Source organism: Gimesia aquarii (assembly GCF_007748195.1).
GTDB classification, from domain to species: Bacteria; Planctomycetota; Planctomycetia; order Planctomycetales; family Planctomycetaceae; genus Gimesia; species Gimesia aquarii.
Map to the genome: position 1 here is coordinate 965647 of NZ_CP037920.1, position 13562 is coordinate 979208.

A 13562-nucleotide genomic window follows, 5' to 3' on the forward strand; every position below is an offset into this window, starting at 1 on the left:
TTTGCCTTTTTTTTAATTGTGAATTAATGGCTGAGAACCCAATTGGAATCAATACGTATTTAGGTAAGTGGGTCTTTGTTCGCGATCCTTCTGAGATCGTGTATATAATTAAGAATGTTGACGGCCAGATAGGAATTGAAAAATTAGTCAAGGGTGAAGTCGTGAGCAACATAAAACTCAATACTCATTCATTGAGTTTCTTGACAACATCTTCAAAAGTCAATCCTCAAACCGGAATGCCGTATTCTTCAAATGTACATTTAATTCCGGACGTAAGATCAAATGCCAATATGTTTCGTGTAGTTACCCTCAAAGCTAAAGACCTACAAGAATCTGTAAACACACAAGTAACTGAAGACATACAGCTAGTCTACCTGATGTCTCGAGTAAAAAATGGAAACAATCAAGTTAAAGGAAAAACAGGTATATCAAAGGAACAATCGAAGCGTGCCTTGGAAAACATCTATACAAAGCAATGGGATTTCAGCGAATTACAAAACTTGGACGTGGACGATAAGGTAACAGTGCAAATCGTAGTGATGAAAAATAATGTTCAAGCTATCTTTAAATTTCGCAGTAATGAAGCTCAAGTACCCGCTAAAATCGTTGACAACACGGTTACCATATCAATTGATTCAAATGAATATGATGTCATAAAGAATATCCCAATTTTTGGAAGGGAAAGGGATTATTATTTTCAATTGATACCTCTATGCGGTAATAAAGACCATCTAATATTCAAGTCGTGTTCAATAAAAGGTAACAGCGCTGCATGCGTATATTTTATGGCTCCTTCTGTGGAGAAAAAAAAGGGACAGGAAAAAGTGTCAGACCCCGGGAATAAAGAGGTGTCAGGAACTTTTTAATTGTCTTTCCAGTCCAAAACGCGGAGTAGACAGCAAAAATCATTAAAAAACTCGATCTCGAAATCACTGAAAAAAAGAGGAAGACCCAAAAATACTAATAATGGTTCCTGACACCTTTTTGCTACTCTACTCAATGTCACTCAGCAACACAGAGATGAAAATTGGGCAGCGATGATGTAAGAATAGGTGGTGAAATGCGATATCGTTTCCCAAGCTGGATATGACATCTCAATCGCGCTGGTTAAGGTTACCGCATAGGATCTGCATCAGGTAGATTCAGGGCGAACTGCCCATGCGTCTCATAAGCAATGTCGCTTACGATTAAGTGCTGGGCTGCCACATTGATGTCGCGTAGACACCGCTGTAAACACTGCGTTCGATACACAGCCTTGCCTCCCCCATACCGAAAGGCTTGCGTTACTACATCGACAGCCACTTCAGTAGTAAAAACGGCAACGCTCCGCATCTCGGCATGCGATCGCGGTGACGGGATCTGATTGGCACAAAGTGTATCCCACGCTTCGGCGAAAATATCCATTACCAAGGCTCGTGCTGCTCGGAGCCTAAGATCACACTCGCCAACGGCGCGCTGGAATGTGGGCCGCATCTCAAGCGTGGAGGGAGAGAGTGCATAGTTACGTCGTTTCGAATTTGCCAACCCGATTATTGTATCGAGGGCACAGCGCCCGACCCCGAGCGCAAAGGCGGCATGTTCGTTGGCGACAAAACCCGGCAGCCCCAGACGATAAAGTGGCCCTCCGCGCTGTGGTTTGGCATGTAATGTATCCCAGGTGAATTCCTCGGGAATAAAATGCTCTGTGAGAGACACGTCACAACTCCCCGTACCTTCAAGCCCGGCCACCTGCCAATTGTCATGGATCTGAACAGCATCAACGGGAACCGCCATCATACGCAGTTCAGGTGGGGTGTCGCTAGAACGGACAACCTGGACCCCGGCAGTGACCCATTGCGCATGCCGTATACCGCTTGCAAACGCCCACTTCCCGCTCAGGCAATATCCCCCCTCTACCGGGACGGCATGACCAGTGGGCATGGCCACGTTGGCTGTCGTAGGAATGTGGCCCCCCTTGAAGATCTCTGAGATGGCCTTATCATCTAGAAACGCCGCCATAAGACTAACGGATGTGGCGCCATTCAACGTGCACCAGGCCGCTGATGGATCAATGGCACTCAGGGCTTCGATGACTTCAATCTGTGTCATCGGATCAGCCTCGGCTCCGCCAAGTACAGTTGGGAGCTTTAAAGTAAAAAGCCCTGACGCGATCAGTGCATCAACCGTGGCCTGCGGAAGCGTTCCTTTCTCTTCCGCCTCGTCTGCTCGGCTGGCAACGATTTCCCGCACACTCTCAACCGCTGCAAGCAATGCTTTCCGTTTTTCCTCACGCTCCATGGGAAACTGCTGATTCAACGTCTTCCTCCCTAAGCTCACTTAATGCTAAAAGTAATATAAAAAGTATCTGTGAGCGGCCTAACGAACAGCATACGAATTCCTCCTTAAACAAAGTAAAAACCCACAACAGAGCATAACACAGAAAAGCAAATTATTGCAGATCATTTTTCAATATGCTCTAGATGCTTCACTTCGGTGACACCTTTTTCTCGTTTGGTCTATTGGCACCGGAATCACTTTGGGCTGCAATCTGTTTGAGTTCGTCTAAGTGCTAGAGCGGAGCGACTTCACTAATTCCGATTTTCCATATGAGTCTTCTAAGAACCTGCACTTGCCGCAACTGAAGCACTGCTTGCGGCGGCAGCGGCGGCGGCCTGTTGAGCGTTGATGACAGCTTGCATATCCATCAATGCTTTGGCATCGCTGATCTCTTTCATCTCATTGTCGAGTTTGACGAGTTCTAAGAACGTGATGCCGGCGGCGAGATTGAATGTTAGTGATCGGTCCGGCTTGGGACGCAAATTCTTCATTTCGACACGATGGCTCAAAACACGTTCGATGATCGAATCTGGGTGATGATCTAGGAATGTGAGAATGGCCAATTCATCGTAATCGCTACGCCATATTGAAACTCCGTTTTGGCGGAACCCGATTGCCAAATCACGAAACCGCTCCGCTGTTTCAATCGGACCAAGCCGCGCCAGATACAGCAAATTGGATGCCGTCTGTAATTCGTTACCTGAGGTCAATCCGGCTGAATTCAAACTCTGGTAGATTTGCTCGATGTGTTCACCCATCTCACCGGGAGATTCCGGTTGCCCGACTAAAATCGCGCAGGCAGGAAAATCATCAGGACCAGTGAGCCACCAGTGGTGGCGTTTCATTTCCTCGTAGATCGCCTGAAAACGGTTGATTGCGTTTGGCTCAATAGGCTCTAAGTCATTCCGAATCCGCAAGATGAGTATCGCCATCATTTCATAGATCCCGCCTCTGCGCAACCCCGCAGACCGAAACATCGTGCGTACCCTCTTGACTTCGTCGAGGAATCCAGCTGCACCGTCACCATTTGCGTACAACATGGCGCTCACAATGAACCGTAGTGATGAATTGAGCTCGCCAAACCATCCAGATTGATCTTTGATGTCGTCCGCGATTTGTCGGATTTCCCTCGACAAATCGCGGGGTTCACCCGGAGAAACGGCAGCAGTCATCGCGGCGAACCGCAATGACGACGCATTGTTGCTAAACCAGCCGCTATCTGCGTTGAGAGTTTCGTAGATGGTGACGAAGCGAGACAGCGGGTCGGCAGGCAATACGAGAGTCATCGTGAAATTTCCTCAATCTGGACAATCAAAAAATATGCATTCTCTTGTAGTAACGTAAAATTGTCTGCTTCGGATCACTGAATAACTGAAAAACGATCCCATTTCGCGAACACTCTTTTTCAGTCAGATGAGACTGCATTCGATTCGCAGTGAAACGAACCAAAGCAGACAACTCAAGAAATTCATCAAAATTTGTTAGCAAAACTGATCGAATTCAGGACAGTAAACGAAAACCAACGTTACTCGGAACCATCTTTCGGTCGGTTCGACGCATCGGTCGATTCACCGAAGCGAGTTCACATCGACCTTCAAATTATCGAACGGTCTGGAGGAGCAGCTAGCATCATTCGTCAGATTCATGCTCAACTTCCGAATGTCCACGCTATTTTTTTAAAAGTCGTGGAATCAGGGTATCAAGTTGGCCCCGTGCCTCGGTCGAATAGAGATTGCCGCTTGGGTCAATCAGGAAGATGACTGGGATTCCATCGATTCCCCATAATTCTGAAAAATCGTTCTGCGGCGAACCTGTCCGCAATGTGCGGTCGTCGCGTCCTAGATAATACTGTGGCCAAGGAATTTGCTCCTTGTCTACGAATGACTTCAGTTTTTCCAATCCTCCTGCGTTTTCAGGTGGATCATGACTGACTCCGATGAATTCGACCCCCTGATCATGGTATTGGGCATACAGTTGCTTCAATTCAGGGATTTCACCAACGCACGGACCACACCAGGTCGCCCAGAAATTCACCACGACAACCTTCCCTCGCAAATTCTTCATCGAGACTACTTGACCAGAGATCGCGTCAGTGAACTCAAGCTCAAACGGCTCGCCGATTCGCTCGCGCTTTCTGGTTTCTCCTTGCGCTAATCGACCACGTAAAGAATTGGGGTATTCTTGAGCGATGCGCCGCGTTACCTCAGTGCTTTGACGACTGATGAGGTAAGTATCTACACTAAAGCACAAGGCCCCGGCTAAAGAGAAACCGAGAATCAGTTGTCGCATTTTGGAGAAACGTTGGAAGGGCGCTGCTTCCGAACGTTGCCGGACGGCCACAAGTAATAGAGCCGTTGTGCTGGCCGCCACAATGATGAGCCAAAAACGGTAAGTGCCAACAAAGCTTAGGATGTTTGCCTCGAGGATTCGATTCAATGGCAGAACTGCCTCTAAGGCAACGGCTTCGAATTTTCTTAGACCTGGGAAGTGCGGGTACGTGGTGTGTAGTAGAATGAACAACCCAATCCCCAGTAATCCGAAAAGAATGCCAAGTCTTAGCCACTTACGTGTGTTAGATGGTGGCCTGCATGCAGTCATTGCAACCACCGCACTGATCACGACAAATAGCGCAATGATCGCTACGCGCAGATACCACGCAGTATGAAGTTTCATGACTGCGATGTGGAGGACCTCGGCAGATCGGTTGTCTTTGGGCCACTCGCTGACGAACCTTTCAGCGAGTGCGACAGCGGCAGGTCCGTCAATCGGTCTGTTGATTTTGAAAATGGTTTGATAAAATAGCGCATCGCTTCTCAGTCTTGAATCCGTTGTTGTCTTGAGAACCTCGTCGAGTTCGGCGTTCAGTTCGCGCATCGAATCAAAGGTGCTTCTATCATTGGTCGAAGGTAAGCCTGCGAGGATTTTCAACGATAGCCAACGTTCTGGCAAAAACTGCGCGACGTGAGGGTCATCCGGGGAAACTTTACGGAGATCACCGATCAGCGTTGCGATATTGGTATGTGTTCTGGCGAATTCTTCCACTGAGAGTGGGCGATGGGACGTTCTCAGTTCGTTCTTGATCTGATCGATTAAGACATCCGTTGGTGTCACCGAGGATTCAACCGGACTTGGTTTGTTAGGGATTCTCTCGGTGGTGGGTGGTGGATCGTCCGGGCGCTCTTGAGCGACCGATGTCGCCGCGACAATGGTAAGTAAAACGAAAGCGGTGGCATTGGCACTACAGGGGATTCTTCTGAACATGTTCAGCTCGCTTTCAGTCGTAATATTGTCCGGAAGACTGCCGTTGATACCTCTCGCTGACCCTCCGAATTTTACACAACACTTAACGTGGCTGGACAGAAAAAGGTGTCAGGAATGCTCTGTAGAAAACCTGCCTTTGATTGCTATATCTGTAATTAACGAGTCATGATACACCATAGTGCATGACACAGACAACTAAATCTCCACGGATGGTATTGGTGACTGCTTATGAGATCGCAAAGCAATCACTTCAAAATTGTAGAAACAGACTAGGATCACCTCCTTTCAAAGCGTGGACGGTATCTATTGCTGGTTCAATCATTTTTATCACAGCTCAGAATTCGCCAATGACTTCCGCCCCTTTGCGGGATAGCAGAGCGGAGAAAGTCACGATATCGATGTTCTCGGATACAAAACGGACAGAGCCGTCTACCAGCAAGAATTGAGCACCGCCTGTGTGGAAGCTGTGAAACTCTTGTCCGAAATCACAACCGAGCTTTCCAGGTGGATTGGCTGTGCCACCAAAGGTGATGCACGATTGCCATTGCGTATCACCCGGAGACGCGTAGCGACCGTTTACCGGTGCACTCTGGTCAAAAACATTCTTATGGCCGATCCAGATGGAATGTAACCCATTGGGTGCTTCGCCTACTAAGATCGTGTTTGTGGTTCCATCGGTGACATCTCTCATACGGACACTGGGAGCCCCCAGCAACGGGAACATGCCCCGATAGGCATCCGCACCCGTACCTCCATAGTTATTCTGACAGTTGGTTGCTGGGAAGCAGCGAAGTCCCCGTTCTCCCCAGTTTCCGCCGTAGTCAGTGCGTGCGAACCTTTCGGGCGCTGATGTCTGGTCACCGTTAGGTTTGAGCATCTCTGGTGAAGGAACAGATGGGCACAGATAAACCGGCAGAACCGTCTGGCCGATTGGAACGTTGTCGGGGTGAACGTACCATTCGTTTTGATTGATCTTCTGGAACAGATTGGCCTGATCCAGGCCGGGAAGAATGGCCGCTCCCCAACTGAGTGTCAATCCGGTTTGCTTCAGCGCCGGATTGCTGGCATTGGCTGCTGACATAAAGCCCCCGTAGCCTCCCTTGGGAAAGACCCGATGCGTGTCGTGGTAGTTGTGCAGTGCGATTCCGATCTGTTTCAAATTGTTCTTGCACTGCAGGCGGCGTGCTGCTTCACGAGCCTGCTGTACCGCGGGCAACAATAATGCAATCAGTATTGCAATGATGGCAATGACGACTAGCAGTTCGATCAGCGTAAAGCCGGTGGTGAGCGCAGCATGAGCATGACGCCTGAGATGGCGCGGCTTGAGACGAAACATGAAAAAACCTTTCGGCGCAAGGCTTCGGGTCTTCGAGGCTGCCATGGAGACCGACACCGGATCTCAGGAACATAACACCTACTTCCAGATAAGATCGAAGCAGTGCTGGTGCGTTCCTGCCAGGCCGTATTCTGACTCACAAGTCAAACGATCTGACCAGCGCCTTCCCATGAAACGAATTCACAGTGACATCAATGCTGGCGATCTCCTCGCATACAGCGGCGGTCCCGTGCCGGATTCTCACCGGCTTCCTGTTCGATTGGATAATCGAACGCCCGACAGAACATCGCAGGTGTGAAGTGTATCTCCTGCTGATGGGAAATACAATCTTAAAGCGGACTTTGCACCCATGCGGAAAACTCACCGTTTTAAAAGACACCCTTTAAAATAATGATCGGGTAATAGCTGTTACCCGATCATTTTTAATGCACAGTCTTGATTCTTTTAATGTCTGGAACCTGTTATCTGCTTCGATTGCCTGTTGATATTGCGTTTTTATCACTAATCAAAGACAATCAATTACATTGATGAACGCCAATCATATTAACCTTGCATCAGGCTCAGGTTTTACGGCACATCGGCGGCACAAAGCTCGTTGCGCGAAAGGAATCCACACGACATGTTCATTTCCAGCTTGCTTCGACTCAGTCTTATTTTCTTCCTCACGATTATTAGTGCCTGCGCAGGAACATCCACGCAATTCCTGGGACATTCAAACGAAATCGAAAATACACCAACTCCGACTGGTTTTACGATCTCTCCGTCGGACGCAATGGTCATCAGGCGTTTGAATGATGGTCCGAGGATATTCGTCGATGAGGTGTACCACGATGGAGAGAACTATTACATTTGTAATAACACCATCGGATTTAAGTCATCCCAGCCTCTAAAAACTGGCAGAGTGATCAATGGGCAGACTGGTGAAATTTACAACCGTAAAACAAAATCGTGGGAACCAGATCCTCGCATTGAAAAACATACACAAGTAAATCAGACTGGAGCAGCCGCTACCGGATTAAACAAAGGTTCCTGACACTTTTTTAACTCTACGATATTTTTTACTTATCTACTGAGGAAAAGGTCATGTATCAAGGATGGATTGTAGGCATCAACAAATTGACTTCGCAAACTCGATCGGTCCAAATCAGGTTGCCGGTTTTTTATATTTTCGGATTCATTGCCATCATGCTCGCTCCGCTTTCAAAAAGTTGGAGCCAGCCGTGGGAGAACGATCCTCGTCCGACTCAGATCATTCCTGAAAAAAAAGAGACTTCTAATAGAACTTCACCGGGTTTTAAGGGAAGTTCTGCACCAACCCTTCCACCTAAAGTCAAATATATTAAGTATTCTCGGGTCGAGGTTCCCAGCAAAGATTATGTACCCATGAAGTCAATTGATGATCTTCCGCCAGAGAAAAGAAAGCAGTTCGATCAGGCTTACGATAATTGGCAATCCACCCTGAAACTTGAACGTGAATTGCAGCATAGGATTCTGGAAGAGAATCAACTCCTTGGAACAGCTGTCAATAAACTCAATGGTGAATTGTTAACGAGAGAATCTCAACTTAAACAAGAGATAAGTAAATTGCCTTCCGGCTGGAACACAATTCTCCAACCAAAGAATTCCCCAGAGAGACAGCGATGGGTGATGGCGTTCCATCGAGCTAATCTGGGCAAAGTGTACCAGGAATTAGCAGAAAATGAGTTATTTCGACCGCTGCTTGCCTGGTGGGCCAAATTAGTATTCACTGATAAGAATCTGCAATCATTTGTTTTTAAGGAAGACCTCAAAGGTTCGATTCTTGAGAATCAAAAAAACGATTCGACTCTCACAAACGAAGAATATCTAAACACTCTCCTGACGATGTATGAACGGCATAGCAATCGCCATGCAGAAGAATTGCATTCCGCTCAAAAAGACTTACAAGTTCCAGCCGAGTTACCGAAGTTGCTGACAGATTTAAGCCGAATCAATGCGCAGCATCTGATTTGCTCCACATACAAGCGGCTGAGTATTCAACCACCTGAGCTGGGTTTTGCCAAACAGAACACGGAACAGGCCACTCAAAAACTAACACAGATCTGGCCTCATTGGCATCTCTATCACAAAGAAAGATCACAACGTTTATTAGAAGAACTTGATAAAAAAAATAAGCAACTTGCAAGAGAAAAATGAAAAAGAATTTAAAGGGTCAGGAATCGATTATTCTATCCTGTTCCCTTTTTGTCCTTTTGACTCTGATATGTCTTGCTGTTAATGGTATTAAAGACATCTACAAGTTCTTATCTTCTCGCAAAATAAATAAAATGTTGCATGTTTTGATGTCCCGTGGTTATTATTTAGAGCATTGTATAGGTTGATAACACATTTTCCGACAAACCCAATGAAATACACTCACCGAGCATATGTCGTGATCATTGCCCTGTTAACCGGTTGCGGTGTTCCTCCAAATCAAATGACCGACCAAGACGAACAGAATCCATGGGTGATTCGTATTGACTTCACCGACAATGAAAAATGGGCGGTAGTGTGTGACTTGATTGCCGCTCCACAGATTGACATCGGCCAAAAAATTTACGCGTATGTGCAATACAAAGACGAAAAACGTTACGCTGATATGGATTGCCATGAACTCGTTCAATCGCTTCCCAATGACTACCCTGGATTCTTTTGCTTTATGGTGGATGCAACAACATTGAACGATGACGAACATCCGATTCTCGTTGTCGGGTTCTCGCCGAATAGTGTGGAAATGGAGGACTACCAGCGAACACCGAAGCAAACGCCTTTGTCCGAAATTAAGACGTTCCGAGCCATTCCAGCTACGATACAAAGCATTGAGAACAACCTGTCTATCGCAAATATGGACTTTGAAGACTTCGCTGATTCGGTTGACTCTGATGGAGTATTTCGAGGCTTTCCGCGATAAATTCGGACAACAGTCGCTGCACCTTTTTAACTGACACCTAAGTTATATTTGAGGAGAGACTCATGAACGCGATGCTGCTTCCTCTGTTCTTTATCTGCGGCGTCGGTGGTGCAGAGCCAAAGATCGTGTTTGACAATCGACCCGAAATGGGAGTGCCATTGGAAGCCCGGACTCAAACACGGGTGGATTCGGAAGAGTTAAAAAAACTTTATGCCACATTGACTGTTAAAGAAGGAGAGGATCAATGGCCGTATACATTTCATAACACAGTAAGCACAATCAAAACTGTTCGAATCCGATATTTCAACAAGGAGACATGGAAGTCAGAAAAACAGGCTCGCGAGTATGTTCGTGGCTTTCTCGCCAACAAGTCATCGGGCCTATACAGCTTTCAGATTTGGTCTCAGGGCGTCGGTGTGCCGGAGATCGAGTGTCTGGTTGATTTCACAGACGAATACCGAAATAAACTCCGCGATGAGCAAAAGCGGTGTGACACGGGCCGGCTGCTCATCTGGAATACTGAAGCGTGCTTTCGCGATGCCACCGGCAGATGGTGGTTTGTGAATGGATTTGATTACTATCACAGTTCTCATCCCAAAGGAGATCGCAGGCTCGCAAAGCCAAAGCAACCAAAATGAAGCGTAACAAGGAGATGGTTCTAAGTGGGCAACCTCCAGCGAAATGGAACGCGTATTGGCTAATCAGATTGCAACATGTGAAGTGGGTAACCGTCCCGGTCGCATTGAACCTCGCGTCATCAAACGCAGAAAGAGGTATCAGGAACAGAATGAACTACTAACAGCAATTCTGGGAATCGTGAATCTTCCCTGCGGATTTCGTGTGGTACGTGAAGTGTAATGATCCGGTGATGGGTTTTAAATGCTGAAGTTGATCAAGTACTGTCAAAAAACAGTCATACTTCAGAGGAGTCAATTTACACACCAGTCTTCAATCAAAAGCATTGAACAGTACACTGTCTGGCGGTATCATCAGTTAACTAGCAACCGGTGAGGTTGAAGCAAATTCCATTAGGGAAATTTCGACTCGTCTGGTTGGCGTCAACTTCACCGAAGGAGCATACTGATGAGCAACGCCCATGATGAATTTACCAAGATTGGATTTGCCAAGACATTCTTGCTTCCTGCTCTATTGATTTTTCTGATCCCGGTTATCTCTCTATTTTTATTTGTGTATATTCAAGGGCATTTTGACGATCTAGCCCGTGATGCATTTCTTAGAGAAATCCAAGATGATAAGAGTTTCACCGCAGAACAGAAAGCTGATGCCGAAGAGTTGTTCAAAACCGTTCCTGTTTCGCGTCTGATCACCATTCCTGGAAATGAGGACATGTTGAGTTCCCAGGCGGCCTTCGACTTTGCCACATTTCGTTGGGCAATTCGCCTTTCGTTCTATTCCATTATTGGTGGTATCGTGGTTTTCATACTCAGTGCGCTCTGCGTTGTTGCATCGCTTCGATCGCAGTGGGTCCAATATGTGAGTCTGTCAGTCAGTTGGCATGTGCTGCGCATTTATGGTGCTGCGCAGGTTCTGATCCAGGGTGTTTTGCTATTTGCTTTGTCCTACTGGATCACTGCATTCTTTTTTGAGATCTATATTCCCAAGTTGATCTTCATCATCGGACTACTCGCTTTGGTTGCGATCGCGGCCGTCATCAAGTCGATCTTTATGAAACTCCCCACCCAATCATTTGTCGAAGGGGCTGTGATCGAGAGGAACTCTTCACCTGCATTATGGCAGGAACTCAGCGATATCTGTCAGAAAGTCGATACAGAGTTGCCCGACCAGGTCATCGCTGGCATTGATGACAACTTCTTCGTCACAGAGCAGAGCTTGACGGTGGGAGAAGAGAAGTATAGTGGCCGATCTCTGTTTGTCAGCCTGTCGCTACTGAAACAAATGAATGGCAAGCAAGCAGACGCGGTGCTGGCTCACGAAATGGCTCACTTCAGTGGTAATGACACGCTTTATTCACAGAAGATTACCCCCTTACTCATTCGGTACAATAATTATCTACAAGGGCTCTACGAGGGGGGGCTGTCTCTGCCGATCTTCTATTTCATGAACTGTTTCCGCGCACTGTATGAAATCTCACTGCAGGGGCTTAGTCGTAAGCGTGAATTCCGTGCGGATCAAATTGCTACGGAAGTGACGTCTCCTAGAGACATGGCTGGTGCGTTATTAAAGATTATCGCCTACTCGAGTTACCGCGCGAAAGTTGAACAGGAGATCTTCCAGAAAGAAGAGGTTCTGGAAAACGCGAATGTGTCGCAGGAGATCGAGCAGGGGTTTGATAACTATGCTGAAAACTTTTTGTCGAACCCGGACATTGCGCATTTACAAACCTCGCATCCTTTTGACACGCATCCCTCTTTGGAAGACAGAATGAAAGCGGTTGGCTGTTCTCTGGAATCATCTGATTCGCAAGTCATGCTGTCCGACCGAGGCGATGGTCAGTGGTTTCAGAAAATTGAAGCAGCAGAGCAACTCGAAGACGAACAGTGGAAGAAATATGAAGAGAGATTCCGCGCCTACCATGAGGAAACTTTGCCTTATCGTTTTCTGCCCGAGACGGAGGACGAACTGGCGATCGTTGTCAAAGCATTTCCTGAAGTGCAACTTGAAGGAAAAGATGGCTTATTGACGATTGACCACGAAAGCATCAGGTTGCATTCCTGGGATACTCCCGTGAGGTTCAGCGACATCCAGGAGTGTCAAATGGATGAGGGCAAGTCGTTGAATTTCAGTTCTTCATCAGGTACTTCAAGAAAAATTAATCTCAAGAAGTTCACAGACCCTCAGAAAGTGATCGAGGCGGTCGAGCGTTATTACTCGCGCTATCTGGCCGCGAAAGCGTATCAGGAACAGACCAAGCAGTCTGAGACTAACAGAGACGAGTGAACTAGATTTGCCCGCTATTCTCTCAGCTTCACAGGACATTAAAAGGTGTCAGGAACTTTTTTACCTTCTCAATTCTAAGTCATTTATATTAATTTTTATTAATATTTGAGAGAAAGAGTTTGGGGCATCGTCCGGAATTTGGTCCTTTCCGATTCGATCATTCAACGTAACTTCATTTTCTTTGTACTTCGTAGTCCATTAATTTTCTATTGACTATTCATTTCTGTTTAGCAAGTATTTTACAAGTTCTATTACTAATAGGTTATTCTGAAGTAACTTAGCCTAATTTGAGAGAAATGGACGAAACTAATGAGTAACAAAAACATATCACATGATGAATTACAGTGGCGTGATAACGGTAACGGCACTGGTTCGTGGGAGGTTTACGTACGTTGCGATTTGCTAGGCTCGGTAAAGGTAGACATTCCAGCTCGGAATTCCGATGGACTAACTCCAACTCAAGAAAAATGCCTAGAGCTGGTCCGAAGTTTATCTTCAACAATGAAACCCGAACTCATCGCGGCCTTACGAAGATACGCGATTGAATATTCAGGTGCTGAACCAGACGAAGATGATCTTTCTTTCGAGTCGGAATCCGCTTCAGTGCCATGTCTGGAACATGCCGAAACGCCCTACGTGTTCCTTTATGCTGATTCACCTGTCGATGATGAACATGGCGTCTGCTTTTTGTTTCGCGATCGTGATGTCCTTTGCTGTTGTCACGGAGATGAATCACTAGAATTCTATGGTTGGGATAACACAGAAGCACTCGAAGAATTAGCAAACGCTGGCATATGAATA

General features: G+C 46.7%; 12 protein-coding genes and 1 riboswitch. Of the genes, 8 read left to right on the top strand and 4 right to left on the bottom strand.

Going from position 1 to position 13562, the window contains the following annotated elements; genetic code table 11:
- Positions 1-26 precede the first annotated feature (26 nt).
- Positions 27-866: a hypothetical protein gene (locus tag V144x_RS03970; protein WP_144981717.1), complete on the top strand. Its 840-nt coding sequence runs from the start codon at positions 27-29 to the stop codon at positions 864-866.
- Between the two features lie 247 nt (positions 867-1113).
- Here V144x_RS03970 and V144x_RS03975 read toward each other — a convergent pair whose 3' ends face one another.
- The 4 genes from V144x_RS03975 to V144x_RS03990 all read right to left on the bottom strand — a co-directional run bounded on the left by V144x_RS03975 (position 1114) and on the right by V144x_RS03990 (position 6913).
- On the bottom strand, positions 1114-2295 hold the full coding sequence (locus V144x_RS03975) for an acyl-CoA dehydrogenase family protein (protein WP_144981721.1): 1182 nt from the start codon (positions 2293-2295) through the stop codon (positions 1114-1116).
- Positions 2296-2594: 299 nt separating this feature from the next.
- Positions 2595-3602 carry a DUF4003 family protein gene (locus V144x_RS03980; protein ID WP_144981723.1) on the bottom strand — a complete coding sequence of 336 codons (1008 nt, stop codon included), beginning with the start codon at positions 3600-3602 and terminating at the stop codon, positions 2595-2597.
- Between the two features lie 382 nt (positions 3603-3984).
- Positions 3985-5577, bottom strand: a complete 1593-nt coding sequence (locus tag V144x_RS03985) for a TlpA family protein disulfide reductase (protein WP_144981726.1) — start codon at positions 5575-5577, stop codon at positions 3985-3987.
- Positions 5578-5911: 334 nt separating this feature from the next.
- Positions 5912-6913 (bottom strand): DUF1559 domain-containing protein, encoded by a 1002-nt coding sequence (locus V144x_RS03990; RefSeq protein ID WP_144981729.1) that lies wholly within the window; start codon positions 6911-6913, stop codon positions 5912-5914.
- Between the two features lie 105 nt (positions 6914-7018).
- Positions 7019-7207, bottom strand: a riboswitch (cobalamin riboswitch).
- A 325-nt stretch (positions 7208-7532) separates the two neighbouring features.
- On the opposite strand from V144x_RS03990, the gene V144x_RS03995 reads away from it, so the two are divergent.
- From V144x_RS03995 to V144x_RS04020, 7 genes are all read left to right on the top strand, one after another.
- Positions 7533-7946, top strand: a complete 414-nt coding sequence (locus tag V144x_RS03995) for a hypothetical protein (protein ID WP_144981732.1) — start codon at positions 7533-7535, stop codon at positions 7944-7946.
- Positions 7947-7996: 50 nt separating this feature from the next.
- Entirely contained in the window at positions 7997-9088 is a 1092-nt protein-coding gene (locus V144x_RS04000; protein WP_144981735.1) for a hypothetical protein, read from the top strand.
- A 208-nt stretch (positions 9089-9296) separates the two neighbouring features.
- Positions 9297-9842 carry a DUF6924 domain-containing protein gene (locus tag V144x_RS04005; protein WP_144981738.1) on the top strand — a complete coding sequence of 182 codons (546 nt, stop codon included), beginning with the start codon at positions 9297-9299 and terminating at the stop codon, positions 9840-9842.
- A gap of 62 nt (positions 9843-9904) precedes the next feature.
- Positions 9905-10480, top strand: coding sequence for a hypothetical protein (locus tag V144x_RS04010; protein WP_144981741.1), 576 nt, complete (start codon positions 9905-9907; stop codon positions 10478-10480).
- A 55-nt stretch (positions 10481-10535) separates the two neighbouring features.
- Positions 10536-10700, top strand: a complete 165-nt coding sequence (locus V144x_RS28265) for a hypothetical protein (RefSeq protein WP_197998746.1) — start codon at positions 10536-10538, stop codon at positions 10698-10700.
- 225 nt (positions 10701-10925) lie between these two features.
- Positions 10926-12761, top strand: a complete 1836-nt coding sequence (locus V144x_RS04015; RefSeq protein ID WP_144981744.1) for a M48 family metallopeptidase — start codon at positions 10926-10928, stop codon at positions 12759-12761.
- A 309-nt stretch (positions 12762-13070) separates the two neighbouring features.
- Positions 13071-13559, top strand: a complete 489-nt coding sequence (locus V144x_RS04020) for a hypothetical protein (protein ID WP_144981747.1) — start codon at positions 13071-13073, stop codon at positions 13557-13559.
- Positions 13560-13562 lie beyond the last annotated feature (3 nt).

Coding starts and splice junctions, on each gene's coding strand:
- V144x_RS03970 (WP_144981717.1), top strand. CDS start 27: ATGGCTGAGAACCCAATTGGAATCAATACGTATTTAGGTAAGTGGGTC.
- V144x_RS03980 (WP_144981723.1), bottom strand. CDS start 3,602: ATGACTCTCGTATTGCCTGCCGACCCGCTGTCTCGCTTCGTCACCATC.
- V144x_RS03985 (WP_144981726.1), bottom strand. CDS start 5,577: ATGTTCAGAAGAATCCCCTGTAGTGCCAATGCCACCGCTTTCGTTTTA.
- V144x_RS03990 (WP_144981729.1), bottom strand. CDS start 6,913: ATGTTTCGTCTCAAGCCGCGCCATCTCAGGCGTCATGCTCATGCTGCG.
- V144x_RS03995 (WP_144981732.1), top strand. CDS start 7,533: ATGTTCATTTCCAGCTTGCTTCGACTCAGTCTTATTTTCTTCCTCACG.
- V144x_RS04000 (WP_144981735.1), top strand. CDS start 7,997: ATGTATCAAGGATGGATTGTAGGCATCAACAAATTGACTTCGCAAACT.
- V144x_RS04005 (WP_144981738.1), top strand. CDS start 9,297: ATGAAATACACTCACCGAGCATATGTCGTGATCATTGCCCTGTTAACC.
- V144x_RS04010 (WP_144981741.1), top strand. CDS start 9,905: ATGAACGCGATGCTGCTTCCTCTGTTCTTTATCTGCGGCGTCGGTGGT.
- V144x_RS04015 (WP_144981744.1), top strand. CDS start 10,926: ATGAGCAACGCCCATGATGAATTTACCAAGATTGGATTTGCCAAGACA.
- V144x_RS04020 (WP_144981747.1), top strand. CDS start 13,071: ATGAGTAACAAAAACATATCACATGATGAATTACAGTGGCGTGATAAC.